Consider the following 21,850-nt stretch of genomic DNA (forward strand, 5'->3'; position numbering starts at 1 on the left):
CCTGCTATACATAATAAAGCTGTTGTGTCTGGTGGCAATTGAGTAAATTTAAGCTTGGCATAGATATCTTTTGTTAGAAGTAAGGCAAAAATTTAAGGGGAATTCCATTTTTACGAAGCGGGCATGGAATTCTCTTTTGCTTTTTCATAATTTTTGCAATATGATAGACATTTTTAACAAACTATAATTATTTAAATATTGGCTAGAAAAATCTACACGATAAATGCTAGTTGAACAAGACGAAATTGCTATTCGTCTAATGGAAGACGAAATATATGATTATGAGTTTATGGCAAAATGGTTAACTGATGCACAAGTTTTGGCATTTTATGAAGGAAGAGATAATCCTTTTGATAATCCTCGCGCTATCCGTTGCTATGAAAAATGTGGTTTTGTCAAAGTAAAGCTATTACCTGCCCATGAACTACATGAAGGGGAATACTCAGATTGTTGGCTTACGGCAATAGACCAAAAGAATCTATTTCAATCCTAATTTATGCATCACGACTGGTAAGTTGGTATAAGAGTTACAAAATTAACTTACGTGTTCTCTAGTCACTGAGTAACTCATACTACTGTAAAGTTTTCTTGCATTGGCGGAATGGTACTTTAGGAGTACCAATACTAATGCCAGGAAAAGACTGTCTTTTGTCTTGCTAGGTCTATTTTGTTGTGTCGTTGTCAACTGTTGGGTTTTCATTGGTAAATAAATTTCTGATTAAAATCTCAGCACCAATTTTTAAAGGCCAACTTCCACTTTAGGTAGCTTATTTCATACAAATATTCACAATCTGCTCGCTACTAAACCGCGTCCACGTTGAAAACTGTAGTTTTGTATAAACAGAAAAACCCTCATCCCCCAGCCCCTTCTCCCTACTTGGGAGAAGGGGAGCCGGAAAGAAGTCCCTCTCCCAAGTAGGGAGAGGGATTTAGGGTAAGGGCAAAAACTACGGTTCTCAACATAGATGAGGTTTAACTGGGGATTCCAATCAATTCCTTAAAAGTTTTGATCACACTTGTTTGGTCATTACTGCTAAATTCATCACAGATTCGGAAAATTGGCGCTTTAATGCAGGAAACACGGGACAAGGCGCTTGTTCTTGTAAATTATCCGGTTTACTCCAAGTAAAGGGGGCTTTCTGTGCTGCTGACATCCACACTAGACGCTTTGCTCGTGTCATCGCAACGTAGAGTAAACGGTACTCCTTGATTATTTAACTTTTGTTAATGGCGCTGACTTTGGGATCTAAAACAATTTGCGAACCAGATTTATTCACATGGTAAGTCCAAAATTGCCCTTTAACCTTGACAATCACTTCCCAGCCCTCAACGGGGTCGTACTGCTGGGTACAGATTTCACCAAAGTTAAATTGGCAGGGATTTCCAAAGGTTTTTGGTGTAGCTTGAGTAATTTTTAAATCAGCAATTGCTACCCCAGAATGGTTTGAAGCATCGCTTAAAATTGCATATGCAATCGCCTTCGGCAATATCTGTAAAGCGCTCACCTTGGGATCTAAAACGATTTGCGAACCAGATTTATTCACATGATAAGTCCACGAATCTTGCCGGACTCTGACAACTACTTCCCAGCCCTCAATGGGGTTGTATTCCCTGGTGCAAATTTCTCCAAAATTGAATATACAGGGATTGGCAAAGGTTTTCAATGTGACTTGAGTAATCTGTAATTCCCGTCTAGGTACGCCGGAACGCTTGGACGCATCCCGTAGAATTCTATTGGCGATCGCTCTCGGCAAATTGTTTGATTGCGCCTGGAGTCTTTGGGACAATTGAGTGGTGTTTGTGTTCACAACAGCCGCAGCAGAATTGCTCTGGGTAAGTCCCAATTCACAAGATAGCAAGCTCGTCAACGCCAGCGTCAATACAACTCCTCTGGGCAACTGGAGGGTGCTTTTAATTACAGCAGATACTTTGATCATAGATTTCATAGATACCTTGAAAATTTAACGGATAATATCACAACTACAGGCGATACTTCATTTGACGCTACACTTTTAATTCAGTTTCCATTTAATTGTTCAAGTATTTTCATCAAGCTTATTTGGTCATTACCGCTAAATTCACCACACATTCCCGAAATTGGCGCTTTAATGCAGGAAAAACCGGACAAGGCGTTTGTTCTTGTAAATTGTCCGGCTTACTCCAAGTAAAGGGGGCTTTCTGCGCCGCAGACATCCATAACAGAACCTTTGCTCGTGTCATCGCAACGTAAAGTAAACGGTACTCCTCAGATATTTTCAAATGCTTTGCTTGTTCCCATGCTTGTGTGACATCTGGTATGGTAGATTCTCCGTGGAGAGCAGCACGAATTTGGGCGCGGGCTACTTCTGATAAGGTAAAATCCCCTAAGAACTGGCTTTGGGGAGGAACCCAAAATCTCCCAGGAATCAAGTTTTCGTGGAGAAAGGGAAGAAACACATAGTCCCAATCCAGCCCTTTGGCTTTGTGCATGGTAATAATGGTCAGTTGACCGCAACGAGTGTAACGTTCTTCCGAATCCTCGGTTTCCACTGGTTCAAACCGCTCGGAACTGACGATTTCACTTAAAGCTGACAGCATTCCCCCCATCGAACTATTGTCGGCTATCTGCTGGTTTACCCGTTCTGCGAGTTTGTCAGCAGTTGCCAATTCTGCCTGGTCGTAATTTAAGGTCAAGGCGAGAAAGGAAATTAGCTGGTACAGGGGCAATTCCAAACGGGCGCGAAGTAAGCTGCGACACAAGCGAGCGGCTTTTTGGACTGTTTCTGGCTGGGGTGCTGCTAGAGGGCCAGGATACAAAAATTCTTCTGGTAGACTAGCAAGGGCGTTGAGGTCTTGGGTAGGAATTAATTGGCGCTGTACTAATGCTTCTAGTGCGGCTTTGAGGTAATCGGGGGAGTGGGGGCGATCGCAAAATTGCAGTAATGCTAAAATCTCTTGAGGAACATGGGAACGGCGATCGCGTTCTCCCACATCGTAAAGTGTAATATTATGCTCTTTGCATACAGGTGTCAGAGCCTCTGCTAACCATCGTCCTTGGCGATTTTCTCGCACTAAAACTGCTGCACTATTTTTTGTTGGATCTTCGCCAAATAACTTGATCACTCTTTGAGATAACAATTCAACCGTGTGATGAATGTCACGCGGTGTATAAAGTTCCAGTCCTCGTCCTATTGGTGCTGGGTTGGCGTTAGTTTGTGGATCACTAGCTTCAACAGGGCGAATTGTTTGTAAGCGAAATGGTACTTGTTGGTTGTCAGCAGTCTGTTGTTTGTTATTCGTTGTTGCTGACCATTGATTATTAATCCATTTGAGGGCAAAGTTAGCAGCTTCAATGATAATTCTAGTACTGCGACCAGCTTGATCCATCGTTGCCAATCGTTTGATGCGATCGCACTCTTCGCAAAATTGCCGAAAATAAATCGGATCGGCTGGGGTAAATGTAGAGTTAATCGCTTGGTTGGGGTCGCCAACTCGTACTAAATTGAGTGAGGAGTTAGGAGTAGAGACGCGATTAATCGCGTCTGTACAGGAGTTATCACCCTTGTGCCCATCACTGGCCAAAATTTCTAACAGCTGCGTTTGTAATGGGCTAGAATCTTGGGCTTCGTCTTCAAAGACTGCGAATACTTGATTTTGCTCGATGCGACGGGCACTGTCATTTTCTAAAACCCGCAATGCGGCTAAAATCATATCGTCATAGTCAATGAAATCACGCGATCGCATTAAGTTTTGATATTGCTCATACAATCCCGCCGCTACGCTCAAAATTGTATATTCATCTGTGGTTTGTTTACTCCACTCCCGCAACTTTTCTGGGGATATTCCGGAACTTTTTGCTTCATGAATTACCGTATTAGCCAATTCCGGCAATACTTCTGTTCGCAGCACCGATTGGCGACGCAACCTTTCTGTCTCTTCTCCGTCAAATTGATGACCTTGTAATAAGCGTAAATATATTCCGGAATTATTCGCAATCCATTGCTCTACAACTGTTCGGATAAAGCGGTGACTTTGGGTTGGTGTAATTAATGTGACATTTTCTAACTGCAAACCCGATAAATCAGAATGGCGGCTGGCAATGTTTAACGCTAGACCATGTAGAGTATAGACAAAAAAGCCCGTCTGAGGTAAGGATAATTTCTTTAAGTCTTTACGGATCTTCGCTTTAATATTGGCAGCAGCGGAGCGAGTAAAGGTAACAATTACTAAGTGACGACGGGAGGATGAACGCTCATATTGACGTGCGATCGCGATCGCCGCCGCCGCCGCCATACCAGTAGATTTGCCTGCACCAGGAACGGCAGAAATAGCCAAAGGCCCAGATTGCCAGTCAGCCATTTGTTGCTGTCCAGGGCGTAAACTGTTGCGGATTGCTAGAATCTTCTCCCGCAGGTTAGGAACAGGCGATCGCTCAGACAATTCTGAGTGGAGCGATTCTTGAGCCACAGAAGCAGTAAATTTAGAGTCGGACATATACAAATTTTATATTTAAAATAGATGTTGAATGTAATTCCCAAACCGCAGATATGAATAATCTTGGATGATTTTCTGTGATATATCTGTAGTTATAAATTTTTCATCCCAAATTACTAGATTGCTGATAATAGTCTATCAAGTTTGATTTGATAGGTTCGTAGTTTAGGCTGTCTTCGCTAAGAGACTATTTCTAACCTATATTCCGCACCTTCAATTGTTACATAAGGAATAATTCTGATTTTTTAACAGTTCAGAAGCCCAATTATCTTATTTAAGATGAGATGACTAGTATTTTTGATAATTTCTGAAAGAGTGCAGGAATTTGATGAATAATCAATTTAAGCCATCAACAAATGACAAAGATGACTTAGAAAACTGATAATTTATAATCTCTTTTAAGTTGTGATATTTTAAATGTTCAGATAATTTCGCTGCTGCTTTCATTCCATCTCTTCGACAAGCAAACTGTTCATCACATAACTTCTTGAGTTTGGTTTGAGAATTATTTTCAGATTTTTCAATTCGTTTTTCTATTTGACAACTTGTTTAGGCGTGGGGTTAAGCTTGCAAACCAGCGTCAGTACTTGTTCTAAGCTGCCCTTGCTTTAATTTGTACAACTAGGGCGGGCTTTTCGGCCCACCCCACAAGAGATTTATTTTTTGGAGGATGCAAATTAAAAGATTTTTAGCATAACATTCATCGGCGCTAAAAATTCGCTGATCTGATCACATCGAACCAGATAATTCGACAAAAATGTTCTATTATTTACCTTCTGTACTTACTTCAATTTTGGTTTAATACTATCACAATATATGTGCCAGTTGAGGGTGCGGAATGTGGGTTAAATAATAATTGCTAACTTGAAATTCTAGCAAACAGATTTATCCCTGGAACCTAAAATGCGTGAATTTTAAATTGTTTATTCATTGTTTCTTAAATATTCAATCGCTGCGTCTAATTTTGAGGAGTAACTTTCAGCAAACCTTTCAAACCAAAGTCCTTCGGACGAAAGTGGATCTACTTTGGCTAACCATTCTTTTGCTTGCACTTTCAAAGCCTCTAGTTTTTTAGCTTTGAGTTGTTCTTGTCGAATTCGTTCCTGTTCTAGTTCTTGCTGTCTTTTTAACTCAATAGCAGCATCCTTTTGTGCAAAATCAGCCTGAACTTCTGCCAAAAGACTATCTATTAAAGATACCGACTTTGGCAATGGTGAGGTAAAGGATTTGGCTGTGGCTGATTTTGACTGCTGTTCTGGTTGTACTTCTTTGTATTCAGTTTGGAGTTGAGCTAACAGCTGATCAATGGAATCCATTTTTGCAATTCCTAATAGATGGTATAGCTAGTCATTAATGGCATTAAGTAACACTTCCGATAGACTCATATCCTCCATATCTTCCATAGTAATTGTATCACAGATATCAAACTTAGCACCAGCACTTTGGAGTTCATCGTCTAAGACTTTGAGAAAGCGGGTAGCTTGTTGATCTGTACCGACTTGAATAAAGGAAATGGCTAGTTCTTCATCTCGATCTATGCGACGAGAAGCTTCAATAATCACCCTCATTACTGCTTTGCGATCGTCTGGTTCACCATCAGTAACCACTAAAATTGTTTCACCATTTGGCTTTGTTTGACCGGCTGCTTTGCGTTGTAAGTAATCATCAGTTGCGTGTTTTAACACACTTGCCAAGTCAGTTGTACCAGAGGGATCATTTTCTCGGAAAATTTGTGATACCTTGCTGGATGTGACATTTTCGTATCGCTTAAATTTACCAGAAAATACATAAATAGTGATGCCATCTGGGTCAAATTGCTCACACTTACTAGCTAAAGCTAAAGTAGATTCCTGGGCTGCAACCCATCTTGTTCTACCACCCTTTTGATCTTGGGTTGCCATGCTGCCGCTTTTGTCGATAATCAAGGTATAGTCACGATTTTCTAGCATTATTTAATTCTCCAGTTAAGAGTTAAGATTTACTGGACTATGGGTGATCAACACATTAGTCAGTTATTGCGTTCGTCAATACATCTACAAGGCTCATTTCTTCTAAGTCGTCTAAAGTAACCGTGTCGCAAATATCAAATTTAGCGCCGACACTTTGCAACTGGTCATCCAAAGCCTTGAGGAACTTAGTTGCTTGGGCATCTGAACCTACTTGAATGATCGAAATTCCTAATTCTTCATCACGTTCCATCTGGCGAGTAGCATGAATAATTACTTCAAACACAGCTTTGCGATCGTCTGGTTCACCATCGGTGATCACTAAAATTGTCTCTCCGTTTGGCTTCGCTTTCCCAGCAGCTTTGCGTTGAAAGTAGTTATTGAGTGCATCCTGGAGTACACCTGCTAAATTTGTCGTCCCAGCAGGGTCATTTTCGAGAAATATTTGGGTGACTTTGGCTGAGGTGACATCATTGTAGCGTTTAAATCTACCGGCAAACACGTAAACTGTAATACCATCTGGGTCAAACTGTTCGGCCTTTCTTGCCAAAGCCAGAGTAGACTCTTGGGCTATCTCCCATCTACTTTTACCACCCACCTGGTCAGGTGTGGACATACTACCGCTTTTGTCAATGATTAATGTATAGTCGCGATCGCTCATCATAATATTCCGATGATTGTTACCCTGTGGTTCTAGTCTAACTCCGTTTTTTTTCGAGTAAGCAAGGCTTTTAAGTATTTGTATCAATCATGCTAATCAAAAATGCCGCGCCACAGTTGATGAATGCGCTCGCTAGTGCGTCTTTGTTCCCGCAGAGAACAAAATCTTCATAGTCCCCAGTCCCCTGGAAACACTAAAAGTTAGAGATTGGTTTGGTTGTTGCAACCGTATTTAGTTTGGGAATAATAAATACTACTTATACTTACACACACGGAGCTAAACAGCTTTTGTTTAGCTCGATTTTAGACATAAATTCGGGTATGAACCATTCCAGATTTTTAGATAACTCCGCGCAAAAACAAAATACGCAGCAGCAAAACTTCTCCCCAGCGTTTCTGCATCAGATGATTAACAGCATATCTGACCCAATTTTTGTCAAAGACCGTCAACATCGCTGGGTACTACTTAACGACGCCTACTGTGATTTCATAGGTCATAGCCGAGAAGAATTAATTGGCAAGTCAGACGATGATTTTTTTCCTCAAGCAGAAGCTGATGTGCTCCGGGAAAAAGATGAACTGATTTTCACTGCAAATATTACTAATGAGAGCCAGGATCTTTTTACCGATGCTCAAGGTATAACCCATCTCATCTCTACAAAAAAGTCTTGCTTTGAAGATGAGACTGGTAATAAATTTCTGGTAGGTAGTATTCGAGACATCATTTTACAGAATGAAGCCAGTAAAGTTCTGGGTGTGACTGGCAGAGTTACTGATCTTACTGAACTTTTGCAAAAGTGCCTCGCACTTCGGGAAACTCTGGAAGAACCAGACCGCCAAACATTCATGACCCAACTGGCAAATTTGCAGCAGGTGCAGGATTGGGAAGTCTACCTACAGCCACAAGGAGGTACAGCCTTTCCTACTCGGATCAGGATGGTTGCTATATATGATTCACAGGGTCAGTGGGTCGGTTGGCGTTGGTTGCTTTGCGACATTAGCGAACAGCAAGCCGCACCGCCTGAATGCCAGCAAGCAGAGTCAGACCTACATCGGATTAATGCTATACTCCAAGCTCAACAAGAAGCTTCCATCGACGGAATTCTGATTATTAATGAAAATCGTACAATTGCATCATTCAATCAGAAATTGTCCCAGTTGTGGCAAATTCCTGCGGCACTGCTCGAAACACGCGACGATCGCCAACTGCTGGGATGGGTACTAGACCAACTAATCAATCCAGAGGAATTTCTGGCTAAGGTGGAGTATCTTTACCAGCATCCACAGGAAAGCAGCCGTGATGAAATTTTCCTAAAGTCTGGAAAGATTTTTGACCGCTATTCTGCACCTGTACGTGGACACCAAGAAGCTTGTGGAGAGACATCACCTTTAGGAGACTATTACGGTAGGATTTGGTATTTTCGCGATATTACTGAATACAAGCAAGCAGAGGCAGAACTTAGGGCTTCACAGCAAAGACTGGCATTGCTGATTGAACAAACACCTTTAGCAATTATTGAATGGAATACTAACTTTCAGGTTCAGACATGGAATCGGTCAGCAGAAAGAATCTTTGGATACACCACAGAGGAAATCCTGGGGAATTGTTTTGAGATCATAGTACCTGAAAACGCCAAAAAGCACGTAAATGAGATTCTCACTGCCCTGTTAACACAACGAGGAGGGAGTTTTAGTGTCAACGAGAACGTCACTAAAGATGGTAGGACGATAGTCTGTGAGTGGTATAACAACCCGTTAGTGACTACTGATGGCCAGGTGATTGGCGTTGCCTCAATGGTGTTAGACATCACAGAACGCAAACGGGCTGAAGAGGAACAGCAAAAATTTGTCGCCTTGATTGAAAACAGCAGCGACTTTATTGGCATTGCTTCAATGGAAGGGCAAATTCTCTATCTGAATCCTGCCGGATTGAAGATGGTGGGACTTAGTAGTCTAGAAGCAGCCAAAACCAAATCCTTGGTTGATTTTTATTCACCAGAAGCTTTTGCAGAGTTTCAGCAAAAAATTACTCCTTTGATATTTCAACATGGTTTCTGGCAAGGCGAGTTTCGCCATAGACATTTTCAAACGGCTATAGAAATTCCCACTGATTGCAGCCTGTTTATGGTTAAACATCCTGAAACAGGAGAGCCTTTCTGTCGGGTAGCTGTTATTAGGGACATTACAGAACGTAGACAAGCCAAGGAAGCCCTGCTAAAGTCGGAAGCGCAACTACGACAACAAGCTCAAGACCTCAAGAAAGCATTCCGCCAACTTCAACACACCCAAACTCACTTAATTCAAAGTGAAAAGATGTCCAGCTTAGGTCAACTAGTTGCAGGAGTGGCACACGAAATCAATAACCCGGTCAATTTTATCTATGGCAACCTCAACCCAGCCAAGGAATACACCCAAGATTTACTTTCACTTTTGCAACTCTACCAAAGTCATTATCCCCAACCTGTGCCAGAAATTGAGGATTTTGCAGAACTAATCGAACTGGACTTTTTAAAATCAGATTTGCCACAAATAATCAGCTCGATGAAAGTTGGGGCAGACCGCATTCGAGAGATTGTGCTTTCCCTGCGAACTTTTTCGCGCTTAGATGAAGCCGAAATGAAAGCTGTTAATATCCATGAGGGAATCGACAGTACTCTGATGATTTTGCAAAACCGCCTCAAGGGTAATGACCAACGTCCGACAATTGAAATAATCAAAGAATACGGCAAACTACCGCTGGTTGAATGTTACGCAGGGCAGCTAAACCAAGTATTCATGAATATTTTGACAAATGCGATCGATGCCTTGGAAGAGTCATTCGTCATTTGTCCTATTTTTTGGGAAAACGCCCGCAGGGTAGAGCAAATGACTTCCCCGCAAATTTGCATTCGCACTCAACTACAAGAGCAAAATCAGGTAACAATTAGGATTGCCGACAATGGATTGGGAATACCAGAAGATGTTAAAAAACAACTATTCGACCCCTTCTTTACCACCAAGCCGATTGGCAAAGGCACGGGGATGGGACTTGCCATTAGCTACCAAATCATTACAGAAAGACATGGGGGTTCTTTAGAATGTATTTCGCAGCCAGGACAAGGCGCTGAGTTTATGATTAAGATTCCCCTGATTCAACATACGTCAACATAATTAGTAATTATTTCGTCAGCTAAATACCTCCACTTCTTCAGGAACCTTCATTTGGTCGAGAATTCCCCAAATTTCCTGTAACATCGGCTCTAAGCCGATGCGGGTAACCGCTGAAATCACAAAAACCGGGGCGTAGGAAAGATGATTAAGTTGGATAGCTAACGCCTCCAAATCGACAGTTTCCCGATCAACTGCATCAATTTTGTTCAGCGCCAAAATTTGTGGGCGTTCTGCTAAACCCCGTCCATAAGCTTGTAATTCTTGCTTGATTGTGTTATAATCGCGAATCACATCATCACTAGTTGCATCAATCAAATGAAGTAGCACTCGCGTGCGCTCGATATGGCGCAAGAAATCATGTCCCAGCCCTGCCCCGTGAGCTGCTCCCTCAATTAGTCCGGGAATGTCGGCGAAAACAGTACCATCGCCAGTAGGTTTTTGCACTACACCCAAATTTGGGATGAGTGTAGTGAAGGGGTAGTCTGCAATTTTTGGACGTGCCGCTGATAAAGATGAAATTAGAGTTGATTTACCAGCATTTGGTAAGCCAATAATCCCCACTTCTGCCAAAAGTTTTAACTCCAGGCGCAGCTGCTTTATTTCCCCTGGTAATCCTGGGAGGGCATATTCTGGGGCGCGGTTACGGTTACTTAAGAAATGCTGATTTCCTAGTCCGCCTTTTCCACCTTGGGCAATCCGCAAAGTCTGCTTAGGCTCAATTAAATCCCCTAGCAATTCGCCAGTTTCAGCATCATAAATGGTTGTACCACAGGGAACTTCGATGATCAAATCCTTTCCTGCTGCTCCAGTGCAGTTATTTGGCCCACCACGAGTACCTTTTTCTGCCTGAAAGCGATGGTTGTATCTGAAGTCCAGCAAGGTTTGCAGGTTTTCATCGGCAACGAAAAATACCGAACCGCCTCGTCCCCCATTACCACCAGAGGGGCCACCAGTCGGCACGTACTTCTCTCGCCGGAAGGCGACAATACCATCGCCGCCCTTACCGGCTTCAACTTCAATTTCTGCTTGGTCGATAAATTGCATAATTTAGTCATTAGTCATTGGTCATTGGTCATCTGGAATATTGCCAATTGATAAATCCGTAATTCTTGAAACCTCCTACTTGACATTATCCTTCTTAACTAATGACTAAAGACTAATGACTAATGACTAAATATATGGTGAAACATCTTCACCGCATTTATCTGCCAGATAGGAGAGAGCGCGGAAACGTAAGCCCACCAGTTGCTCATACAACGGGTTAATTTTACACATCGGTGGGATGTGGACAATCTTGCGTCCAAATAAAATGACATCCCGCTCAAAGGGACACTGGGAGGGAATCATTTTACACAAAAAGCGGGCGACTCTTGGGTCTTGGATATCTAGCCTATCGAGCCAGTCACGTAGGGGGTGTAGTGCCTTAATTTGACGCTTTGTAAGTCTAGGGCTGGGGATTGTTAAGTTAATTTGCTGTGAGTGTTCCAGGGTATGGCGAAGGGCTTCCAGGAAATTCTCTGGCTCTTCCAAGGCTTGGCAGAACTGTTGCAGAAGCTGATCTTCGCTGGGAGAATAAGTACCATCTGCGATCGCTACCATTATCGCTGTCCTTAAGAAATTTTCTGCTGCTGGCGTACCTTTACCCAACACTGTGGCTAATTCCTCTGGCGTAATTACCTCTAGTGAGTCCCATTGAATCTTAGGAGCTAATTCATCTTTGGTGATGCTGGCAATTAATTCCTGTTCTTGGGGATCAAAATTACCATCTGCCCAAGCAATGGTGAGCAGTCCACGCAACCAAGCGGCAATCTGTTCGCTGCTGTAGGGGGATTGAACAGTACTTGTCATAAACCACGTCTCAAGCTTTTCTCAGTCACTACTAAGCTACCCTACCCAGTGACTATGAAGATGATAGGGACAGCACAGAAAAATCAACAAAGTGCGTAGGCGTAGCCAGCCGTAGGCATCGCTGTATACAGACATCAACCAGAGAAGTTTTCAAATCGCAACAGTTGGTTTTAGGGTAAAATTCATCTGAGAGTGAGCTTGAGAATTTTTTTTACTTATACTGAATTTAATTGGGGTATCTTAAATATTCATAAGATTCTACACTGGAATTCGCGCTACAAAGTAATGGAAGTTTGTAAGTATGCGAACCTACCAGCTAAATATGTCAACGTTTTTCTCTAATTAATTGTTTATTAATGTTACTTCATCCTCAGTGGGATTCGTATCACTTGGCATTAGTTAGATTAGGTGAGATATAAGCAATTAAGGTATACAAAATGTTTTTATTTGGCATTGAGCATGAAGTTGCTTTCTTGAACAATGAAGGAAAGTTTGCTGATTTTTCCCACACAAAATTTGCTGATTTCAATCAAATTATTGAAAAGCTACCCACATACCCTAGCGACTATCCTCAACTGCGCGTCGGGGACGCTGGTATCAAACAGAAAAGATGGTACATTGAAGGATTTGAAAGATTTGCAGATTCTGACAAGCCGATTGACTGTTTACCCAAAGGCATCGAAATTAGAACAACTATACACTCTAATATTAAAACTGTTATTACCGAATTATCAGAAAGTTTTCGCGTGCTATGCGAGGTTGCAACTGACTTCGGTTTCTCACCGAGTTTAACCAGTTTTAATCCTTACAACACTGTTTTTGAGCCTCAACCTCCATTAAATGATTATGAAATAAAACGAAGACAAGCTTCCCCTGAAAAACAAACTGCTCATATTCCCATGCTTACTTATGGGCCAGACTTAAATATTTCAGTGGCACATTTGTCTTTTGAAGGTGTGATTGATATTGGCAGAAAGTTAACTTATTACAGTCCTTATATCGTCCCTTTTAGTTACAGTTCCCCTTTTTATAACGGAGGTTTATGGGATGGGCTATCGGTACGAACGTTTATCAGAACCGGAAAAAGACCAGCAGCTCTGGTTTTTGTTCAGAAACAGGAACAACTGATTAATAGCATACCTTCCTTAACAAAAATCGCCCGCATTCCAGCTGAAGTAGGACGCATTGAATTTAAGGCTTGTGATAGTTGTGATGATTTTTTCATCTATGCGGCTTTGCTGACATTATTAAAAGGTTTGGTGTTAGATGAAACTTTGCTGGGTAGAGCAACTATACCCGATGCACCATTACACCAACTTTCTGCAAAAGAAGGGTTTGATAACGAGGATATTTTTGGCAATGCGACAAAAGTCTTGCAAGCAGCCGAAGTTGCCTTGGGAGATGACCCAGATGTTCATTATTTAACGCCGTTAAAAGTGCTGCTCGCGAAGCGAAAAACAAGATCCCATGAACTAATAGAAATGTTCAATAGTGTAAGTTCAATAGAAGAGGTAATAAGGCAGACTTATCAAGTTTAGAGAAAATTAGGAATGGGAACTTTCAACAAACAAGGCAGGAGCCAGGAGGCTGTTCTTGAGCAGGGAAAGCAGAGGAGCAGGGGGCAGAGAGGGCAAAAGAGTAGGTTTTTATACTTATTTACGAGGCTCAAAGGCTCGTTAACGGAGTTCTAAGGTGGATTCACGAGTATCAAAGACTGATCATTGTATTTTAAAATATATCTCCTCTGTTTCTGTGCCTGCCTACCCCTCTGCCCTCAATAGACTTGGGATAAGCATTTTTCTCCCCCTGCTCCCCTTGCCTGCCTCAACGGATAAATTTCGTTAACCCAAGGGTATTGCCTCTGCCCCTGTTTACCCTACTCCCCTTCTCCCGTGCTTCTTCGGAATACCATATTTCCATCAAGCAGTTTTTCTATACTGCTGAAACTTGAGCTGTGTCTCTGGTCAGGGTAAGCGCGTTTCAAACGCTATTGCCAACAAAACAGGACGGGAGCAAACAATAGCCAAAAAGAAAGATTTTCAGGTAGGGGCAATTCATGAATTGCCCTTACAGCGTGTAGTTTTGCGTAAGTTCTAAGGATTAAGCTCGACTTTATCTATTTACCAAAACTGCGATTTCATCTGTTGAAACCCTTATCCCTCAGTACTTGAACTTTTTTAATATCACTCAAATTAGCCGTGGTATTAAAAGTATCCTGCTCAAGATTGAAAGCTTTGAGAAATAATCCGGGTTAACATCGTTTGATTTGATAAAGTAGAGCTAACTGAACATTAACAGTAGAGCCATGAACCTGCCAAAACTAGATTAAGTCGATATACCTAGAGACTGATTTTATTGCCAATACAGATACAAGAAACTTCATTCTAGAGATTGATGCAGGCTTTAGTGTTTTCAAAGTAAAAGTAAAAATAAGGAACCCGGACAGAAGAATGTCAATCCGAAATTTAATATTTTTGCTAATGAATTAAGGTGGAATTTACTTATCATCCCTAACTAATTCAATGCATAAATTCCAAGGCAATTTCTTCGTCAAGTTCGTTTTTGAATAACTTTAAAATTGAAGCGTAACTTACTAGTTTTAGTATTGCTCAAATTTGCTAAATAAGTTATGAACTTCGCTGTTTAAGTAAAAGTTCTGCGTTGTTAAGGCTGTTATCGAGGATTTCAAATGAAGATTATTGCTTCTGTTTTATCTATGTTACGTCCAGTACGTTTTCTAGTCGTGGCTTTTAGTTGTGCCTTACTATTGTTATCCAGTGCTTTTCCTGCTTTTGCAATCGATAGCTACCAAAGTGACCCGACCGAAGCTACTACACAACTGCTTGATATTCAGCGCAAAACTGACGAAGCCGCTAAAGAACCACCAGCTGGATTGGAAAAGGTTGAAAAGGAGTCCAACAAAGGCCTAAATGAGGTTCAGGGAGATGCTGATATTAATAAGCAGAAGCGTCCTGACAATTCACAGAGTGCAACATCACCAGAAGAAACAGTAAAGAATTTGTTGGAAAAAGTTACAGGTAAGTAACAAAAATAAGAGTTTGCTAATTTGTTGATAGTAATGGGTGATTGCATAAAAGCAGTGACCCATTACTAATTAGTTATGTAAAACTGGCAACTTAACAATTAAGTATACAACTATGTTCACCCTGAGCATTTTTGGGTAAACTGAGTTTAGATAGTTCTGATTACAGATGTCTTGCATTTATAATTATACTTAATGTCTTTCTGGTTGGAATTGAAAAAATCAATAAAGTTCGCTAATTACGAGATTATTGGCTTAATACTACCTATTAAGGCATAAGTAAAATTATGGATGTGATAATTAATTTCACTCACAATATTTCTTTTGGTCGATGTGGATTATCTCAGAAATTTGATAATTTAAGAAATAAGTTTGCTTAGGGATGGAAAACAATGCGTGCGATAAACATTGGTTTGACAGAAGAACAGCGTCAAGGTGTAATTAATCTGTTGAATCAAGATTTGGCAGATGCCTATCTACTGTTGGTGAAAACCAAAAAGTACCACTGGGATGTCGTCGGTCCTCAGTTCCGCTCTTTGCACCAGCTTTGGGAAGAACACTATCAAAAGCTAACTCTAAATATTGATGCAGTGGCAGAGCGGGTTCGTGCTTTGGGCGGTTATCCGGTTGGCTCATTGGAAGGATTTCTTAAGATTGCTACCCTCAAGGAACATGCTGGTAGTGTTCCCACAGCAACAGGGATGGTAGCTAATTTAGTGGAAGATCACGAGCAGGTTATTCGCAACTTAAGGGATCATGTGGATCAGTCTGGTGAAAAGTTTCACGATCAGGGAACTGCTGATTTTTTAACTGGACTGCTGGAACAGCATGAGGAGATAGCTTGGATGCTGCGTTCATTTATTGAAGGGGAAGCAATAGACGCAGATGGTAGACAGCCAGCACAAGGGGCTAAGACTCCTGTAGGTGTATAGCTTATAACGTCATAACATCTCAGTAGAGAAGAACTGAGTGTCAAACGAATTGAGGGAGGGTTGATTCCTCCCTCAACTCGTGTAAAAGGATTAATTTGCCTGCATCTACCTATTCACTATATTCATTGCAAAAACAAGATAATACAGGGAGTATTTAAGTGCCAGAAGTATACAAAGCAGAACGTACTATTTCTACTGTATTTAAAGAACAAAAGCAAATTGATGATGTGATTCGACGTTTACTAGACAGGGGTGTGCCTAGAGATCATATTTCGGTCATGGGCAGAAACTTCCAGTCGGAAACTAAAATCGCTGGCTTTATTACTAAAAAGGATGTGATTCTGGGAGGTTTGAGAACAGGGGCAGTTTTTGGTTCCTTGTTTGGTTCTTTCCTCAGCTTGCTCACGGGTGTAGGCGTACTGTTTATTCCTTTTGTCGGTTCAATCGTAGCAGCAGGGCCTATTGGTGCAGTGTTGTTGGGGGCTGCTAGTGGAGCGATCGCAGGTAGTGCAGGTGCCGGTCTAGTATCGGTTCTAACCACTTTGGGGATGCCAGAAGATAAAGCAGCTATCTACCAAACCCGTTTACAAGCTGGCGAGTTCTTATTGATGGCAGAAGTTCCGAGCGATCGCGCTGGTGAATTTCAATTGCTGCTTGAAAGTGCTGGTGGCGAAGAAATTCATACAATTGAAAAAACTTTTGCTCGCCCTTGTCCTGGACAGTGCAACAGCCCAGAAGACTTGTCTCCTGAGGTTCGCGCTCATCTTTCTGATGAAGCTCAGAGTACATTCATTGAGCGCTATAACGCTGTACTCAATGAGAAAAGTGACGAATTTACGGCTGAACAAGCTGCTTGGGAGACTGTTCACCAGCAATATGATGAAGATGAAAATGGTGTTTGGTCAAAAGCTAAGGTCAAAGCTTAAGGATTTCTAAGAAATAAATTATCCAATCTTATTCGGTGGCTATCTTGCTAGCCTTGAATTAATAACGGGCAAAATGCCCACTCTACAATCAGTTGTGTTAGTCCGCGTTTATCGCGGTTTTAAATCTTCACTATGGCAATTTATAGCTACCAACACGCAGATTTAACTGACCTTGGCGTGGGTTCTTGCTGAATACAAATGCGCCTTCTTCACTTTCACCATTAGATAAAAAGTCGATTTGTTGCTCTCCTGTTTCTGCAACTTTGCCGTTAATCAGTAACTCAGCCATAATCTGAACTGACTCAGCTGTATCTCCTCCGGTGTTCACGACTTCAAAGGGAACATAAAATTGTCCATTAATTTCCCGAATTGTTTGTTTTTTGGTGACAGAAAGGATGGGAGGTTGATTCTTTTCGTTCAGCCAAGTGTAGCCCACCAGACTCACAATGATTGCTAGGATAAGTGAGGCGACGCTGAATGTCACCCACTCAGCCATTGATAGCTTTGGTTTTTGTTCTGTTTTTGTCATATTGCTAACCTTCCGGCTGCACCGCCAATAGTTGCAGGTAACCCCAGCATCAATGTATGATCTAACCACATTGTCCAAGGGTCGCTAAAAGTTAATTTTTGAAAGAACCATAGCATAAAAGCGCCTGCTAGCAGTGACACTAAGTAAGACATAATGGTTTCGCTCGATGGTCGTTGAAAAATTCCCTTTTGCTGTTTACGCTTTTGCTGGTCAGAAAAGCCTGCCTGAAATACAATGCCATAAGAAATCAGCAAAGATGTGGCAATCATTGCCAACTGCCAAGGTGGTGAAGCTGCGGCTGCAAGCATAGGAATTTCATCTGTTGGAGCGATGTTAAAGGCAATTATGGTTGCACCAATTAGGGTTCCACCTACATCGGCGAAGGTGGCGTGTAACTCATTCCCTTTGTTCTTGCTTGTGCTGTTTACCTGATCGGTTGCTTGTCCTTCTGCATTGCCATTTCTGGTATCTCCCAAAAGCTGGTTTGCTAATGCTACACCGAGAGTGAAAGGTACACTTTCAAAAATGATTTTACCTAAAGATTCCTTTAAAGAAGTTTCTAGCGTCAATTCTCGCAATAGTACCAGCACAAAGGCAGAGCAAGCTAGTCCGATAGCGATCGCTTGTACGGTATGCATTGCGGGTTGATAAGCTAGCCAGCTATATCTGCGTTGACGAAAGCCTTCTGTCTGATTGAGCAAAAAAACCACAATAAACATCAATGCGATCGCCATCATCATCAGTTGTGGTTTTGCCAGTGATCCAACCCACCAAACCTCCATTGTGTACAGTAAAGGGATGCCAAATAAAAAACCTCCACAAGCACCCCGAATGATGTCATTAATCTCATTCCTCCATACATTTTTTTGACGTTTTGTTGCCACTCCTTTGCTTTCCTTTTATTGAAAATTTGCTTTGACTTATACCAATTTTCTATGAATATACATATAATTAGCCTGCGAAGCAGTACCCCAATGGGCAAGCAAGCTACACCCAGCATCCCGCTCAATCGGCTAGGCAGGCTTTCTTTCTGTAACCCCAAGCTTTGAGCCTGAGGGCGTTAATGTGCAGCCTCACATAGAATTGATATTAAAGCTCATTTATTTGAGAAAAAGTCATTTTTTAATATATATTAGGACTTACGCAAAAACCCTCTCAAACTCTCGTTTCTCCATGACCTCTGTGTTCTCTGTGGTTCGTTTTCCGTTAACTGTGCGTAAGTCCTATATATAATACATTTTATCCATACACATGTTCAGATTTTTTGACGTTGCGTACTTCTCTAGCACTCCGCATCTATCTTAGGTTAATATAACTTATCAGATTATTCTATCGGTTGATGGAAGTAAATAAGAATACACTATTGTTATTTTATATAATAGGTTAATAAACTACAAGCTGGAAATAAAAACCATGAGTACCGAAAAAAGAGTAGAAGCTACTGCAAAAAATATTGAAGGAAAAATCCAAGAGGTTGTGGGTGAAATAACCGGTAATCCACAAGATAAAGCTGAAGGAAAAGAAAAGCAAGCTGAAGCCCAAGTTACTCATACTGTAGAAAACATTAAAGATGAATTGAAGAAAGGTTTAGACTAATTTCGCTTGTACAGTGCAAATAGCGATTTTAGTGATGATTCATTCCTGAAATAACATTAATTACTCCACTTCCTAAAAGTTAGTGGAGTTTTTATATTGGCATAAAATCTGAAAGGTTTAATTACTAACAACTTGGCTTAGTACAACATAGCAGAAATAAAGATATTAGTCAAAATCGACACAAAGCTTACTCCATAGAAATTTTTAATTCCACGAAGTGGTACTAGTGCGGTCGCAATCACACTCTCTTTGGTGGTACAGGCAGCGTGCCATCACTAAGCGGCACGGATTGCAAGGTGCTTTTGTAAGCACCTTGCATTCGATTGTTCAATGCAACGCCGTGTTAACAGAGAGTAGATGTTGGGTTTGGTCCCTCAACTTTCGTCATGGGTACGGATGAGGAAGCAAGTGTTCTTGGGCTTTGTTGGATGATGTCTGCGTTCTCATTCTGGCAACTTGTAGCGATTCCTGCTTAGATACACCGTAAACCCCTACTTTTAAGCAAGCTACGCGTAGGTCTCGCACAGAAGGTATCGCTGCGATCGCTAAGGAAAATATGTATTTTTTATTGCTCTTTGAAGCATTTGTCTACTGCTTTCTGTATTGCTTATAACTAGAAAAATATGAAGAATACACAAAGATAAATAATTTTAGATATATTTATCGGCAAATAATGTGAAGAATATGCAAAGATGTTTATTTAAATTATAGACATTTAAGTAAATACGTTAGGATGTAATTAATTATTGTGGGGTTATTTGGATGCTCCCTATTTTCAAGCTAAACACCCACGGGCAATAGCCCATAAGGAGGGCATAAAAATATCTCTCTATCAAGAGTTAACTTTTCCCTATTTTCAAGACAGTAAGGCTTACGCATTGACAGAAAGTAAAATATTAAGTGTAAGTTTTTAGGCATTGAATCTTGATTTAACAACGCTTTTTCAGTCAACGCTGGGTAGGCGTAGCTACTGTTACTGATCAAGAATGATTAAAAAAAGCCTGAAACTATGTGTTTTCCTAAATGTATACGCTCATGAATTTGTACAGTGCCTAAGACTTAGATAGTTCAAGATAGTTAGATAAGTGCTATATAAAAGCCTTTTCATAGGGTGAATTTTCAAATAAAAATTGCTGTCCCTCAAGGGTGACATGAAAGTATGCCGAAAACGTCAAATTTCGGCAGTTTTTTGTGCCCTAAAATTGCATTAAACTCAAGGTTGAGAACTTAAGTTACTGGAAAAATTCATTTAGTCAGGTAAAAATTATGGCAAATATCATTGGAACCGACGGTGATGATACTCTACTGGGTAGTAACGGCGCTGACATCATTAATGGCAAGGATGGCTACGACTTGCTGCAGGGTGGTACAGGGAATGATACTCTCATTGGTGGTGAGGGGAATGATACCCTGATTGGTGGCGGTGGCAAGGATGAGTTTGTTTATAACTTGGGCGACGGTAGTGATACTATTACTGATTTCGGTGGTATAGGTAAAGGAACAAACCCAACAGCAGCAGTGATTGCCGAAGTCGATACCATCAAATTCCTTGGTGCTGGGTTGACTGCCCAAAATCTGCTGCTCTCACAGAATGACAGCAATCTGGAAATCGGCTTTCAAGGGGTTGAAGGGGCGGCTGGTACACAAGTCATCCTGCAAAACTTCAAATTAGAAAACTTAGAGAACCTGAAAGCTTCTGGTACAATACCGGCAATTGGTAATATCCTGTTTGATGGGCAAACTACCATCACGGACAATTTTAATGTCCTGGATGCCAACTCCACTGATACGAGCATCGGTATCAAGAACACGGTGACCTTTCTCAATGACCAATCTAACAACATTACGGGTTTAGACAACTCAAATGATGTCGTCAATGGTCAGGGCGGTAATGACAAAATCGATGGCTTGAGTGGCAACGATTTGCTGCGGGGTGGTGCTGGCAATGATACTCTCATTGGTGGTACGGGAAATGATACCCTAATTGCCGGTACGGGGAATGACTCCCTCGTTGGCGATAACCTGCTTGATGGGGGCGATGGCAATGATTCTCTTTCCGTCTCTGGCTACTACAGCTTCAGCTACCCAGACGACGACTACGACTCTCGCTCGTCTGGCAAGAACACCCTTAACGGTGGCGCTGGTAATGATAACTTGAGTGCTGACGGTTCAACAGGCAATAACCTACTGGATGGTGGCGTTGGCAATGATACTCTCTCCATCTCTGGCTACTACAAAGGAAATGACTACTTGTTCCAGGACTCTCGCCCGTCTGGGAAGAACACCCTCAACGGTGGTGCTGGTGACGATAACTTGAGTGCTGGCGGTTCAACAGGTGATAACCTACTCAATGGTGGCGATGGCAATGATTCTCTCTCCATCTCTGGCTACTACAGCTACACTCCCAACCAAGACCCGCACGAACCCCGCAATGTTTCCACGACATACGACTCTCGCTCGTCTGGCAAGAACACCCTCAACGGTGGTGCAGGTAACGATAGCTTGAGTGCTAGCGGTTCAAGAGGCGATAACCTACTCTCTGGTGGCGACGGCAATGATTATATCTTTGCCTCTAATGCGACTGGTAATAACACCCTTTATGGTGACGCGGGTAATGACACCATCTATGGTGGCAATGGCAATGACATCCTCACAGGTGGTTTTGGTAATGATAGCCTAATTGGAGGAGCTGGTAGTGATACTTTTGCTTTCAATAGTTACAATCAAGGTGTTGATACTATTTATGA

The 21,850-nt window shown here is 41.6% G+C and carries 16 protein-coding genes and 2 pseudogenes; 8 read left to right on the forward strand and 10 right to left on the reverse strand.

Annotation, left to right across the window (positions count from 1 at the left end; genetic code table 11):
* Positions 1-355 precede the first annotated feature (355 nt).
* Positions 356-493, forward strand: a pseudogene (locus V7L29_RS35570) (GNAT family N-acetyltransferase); the annotation flags it as partial.
* Between the two features lie 517 nt (positions 494-1,010).
* On the opposite strand, the pseudogene V7L29_RS21170 reads toward V7L29_RS35570, so the two are convergent.
* The 6 genes and pseudogenes from V7L29_RS21170 to V7L29_RS21195 form a co-directional block, all read right to left on the reverse strand.
* Positions 1,011-1,208: pseudogene (locus tag V7L29_RS21170) on the reverse strand (hypothetical protein); the annotation flags it as partial.
* Positions 1,209-1,214: 6 nt separating this feature from the next.
* A complete protein-coding gene (locus tag V7L29_RS21175) occupies positions 1,215-1,946 on the reverse strand; it encodes a hypothetical protein (protein WP_334736726.1) in 732 nt (243 codons plus the stop codon).
* Between the two features lie 109 nt (positions 1,947-2,055).
* Positions 2,056-4,473: an ATP-dependent helicase gene (locus tag V7L29_RS21180; RefSeq protein WP_334736727.1), complete on the reverse strand. Its 2,418-nt coding sequence runs from the start codon at positions 4,471-4,473 to the stop codon at positions 2,056-2,058.
* Positions 4,474-5,396: 923 nt separating this feature from the next.
* Entirely contained in the window at positions 5,397-5,789 is a 393-nt protein-coding gene (locus tag V7L29_RS21185) for a salt stress protein, Slr1339 family (RefSeq protein ID WP_334688640.1), read from the reverse strand.
* Positions 5,790-5,816: 27 nt separating this feature from the next.
* Entirely contained in the window at positions 5,817-6,422 is a 606-nt protein-coding gene (locus V7L29_RS21190) for a vWA domain-containing protein (RefSeq protein ID WP_322731029.1), read from the reverse strand.
* A 55-nt stretch (positions 6,423-6,477) separates the two neighbouring features.
* Entirely contained in the window at positions 6,478-7,083 is a 606-nt protein-coding gene (locus V7L29_RS21195; protein ID WP_334688639.1) for a vWA domain-containing protein, read from the reverse strand.
* Between the two features lie 317 nt (positions 7,084-7,400).
* On the opposite strand from V7L29_RS21195, the gene V7L29_RS21200 reads away from it, so the two are divergent.
* Positions 7,401-10,229, forward strand: coding sequence for a PAS domain S-box protein (locus V7L29_RS21200; protein WP_334736728.1), 2,829 nt, complete (start codon positions 7,401-7,403; stop codon positions 10,227-10,229).
* A gap of 15 nt (positions 10,230-10,244) precedes the next feature.
* On the opposite strand, the gene obgE is transcribed toward V7L29_RS21200, so the two are convergent.
* The gene (gene obgE, locus V7L29_RS21205) at positions 10,245-11,273 is read right to left on the reverse strand and encodes a GTPase ObgE (RefSeq protein ID WP_334736729.1); all 1,029 of its coding nucleotides are present in this window, start codon (positions 11,271-11,273) and stop codon (positions 10,245-10,247) included.
* Between the two features lie 126 nt (positions 11,274-11,399).
* Complete coding sequence (locus tag V7L29_RS21210) at positions 11,400-12,077, reverse strand: Mo-dependent nitrogenase C-terminal domain-containing protein (RefSeq protein ID WP_334688636.1); 678 nt, start codon at positions 12,075-12,077, stop codon at positions 11,400-11,402.
* 437 nt (positions 12,078-12,514) lie between these two features.
* Here V7L29_RS21210 and V7L29_RS21215 point away from each other — a divergent pair, with 437 nt between their 5' ends.
* From V7L29_RS21215 to V7L29_RS21230, 4 genes are all read left to right on the forward strand, one after another.
* Positions 12,515-13,615, forward strand: coding sequence for a glutamate--cysteine ligase (locus V7L29_RS21215; RefSeq protein WP_334688635.1), 1,101 nt, complete (start codon positions 12,515-12,517; stop codon positions 13,613-13,615).
* Positions 13,616-14,766: 1,151 nt separating this feature from the next.
* Entirely contained in the window at positions 14,767-15,123 is a 357-nt protein-coding gene (locus tag V7L29_RS21220; RefSeq protein WP_334688634.1) for a hypothetical protein, read from the forward strand.
* A gap of 389 nt (positions 15,124-15,512) precedes the next feature.
* On the forward strand, positions 15,513-16,052 hold the full coding sequence (locus tag V7L29_RS21225; protein WP_334688633.1) for a Dps family protein: 540 nt from the start codon (positions 15,513-15,515) through the stop codon (positions 16,050-16,052).
* A 158-nt stretch (positions 16,053-16,210) separates the two neighbouring features.
* Positions 16,211-16,978, forward strand: a complete 768-nt coding sequence (locus V7L29_RS21230; RefSeq protein ID WP_334688632.1) for a ChaB family protein — start codon at positions 16,211-16,213, stop codon at positions 16,976-16,978.
* 130 nt (positions 16,979-17,108) lie between these two features.
* Here the strand turns inward: V7L29_RS21230 and V7L29_RS21235 are convergent, their stop codons facing one another.
* Complete coding sequence (locus V7L29_RS21235; RefSeq protein ID WP_334736730.1) at positions 17,109-17,507, reverse strand: TIGR02588 family protein; 399 nt, start codon at positions 17,505-17,507, stop codon at positions 17,109-17,111.
* Entirely contained in the window at positions 17,504-18,391 is an 888-nt protein-coding gene (locus V7L29_RS21240; protein WP_334736731.1) for a TIGR02587 family membrane protein, read from the reverse strand. Before V7L29_RS21240 ends, V7L29_RS21235 begins: the two co-directional genes overlap by 4 nt.
* A 529-nt stretch (positions 18,392-18,920) precedes the next feature.
* On the opposite strand from V7L29_RS21240, the gene V7L29_RS21245 reads away from it, so the two are divergent.
* Positions 18,921-19,103: a CsbD family protein gene (locus tag V7L29_RS21245; protein WP_334688629.1), complete on the forward strand. Its 183-nt coding sequence runs from the start codon at positions 18,921-18,923 to the stop codon at positions 19,101-19,103.
* A 1,266-nt stretch (positions 19,104-20,369) separates the two neighbouring features.
* A partial coding sequence (locus tag V7L29_RS21250) for a calcium-binding protein (RefSeq protein ID WP_334736732.1) occupies positions 20,370-21,850 on the forward strand: 1,481 nt, incomplete at its 3' end.

This window comes from Nostoc sp., assembly GCF_036916575.1.
Lineage (GTDB): Bacteria > Cyanobacteriota > Cyanobacteriia > Cyanobacteriales > Nostocaceae > Nostoc.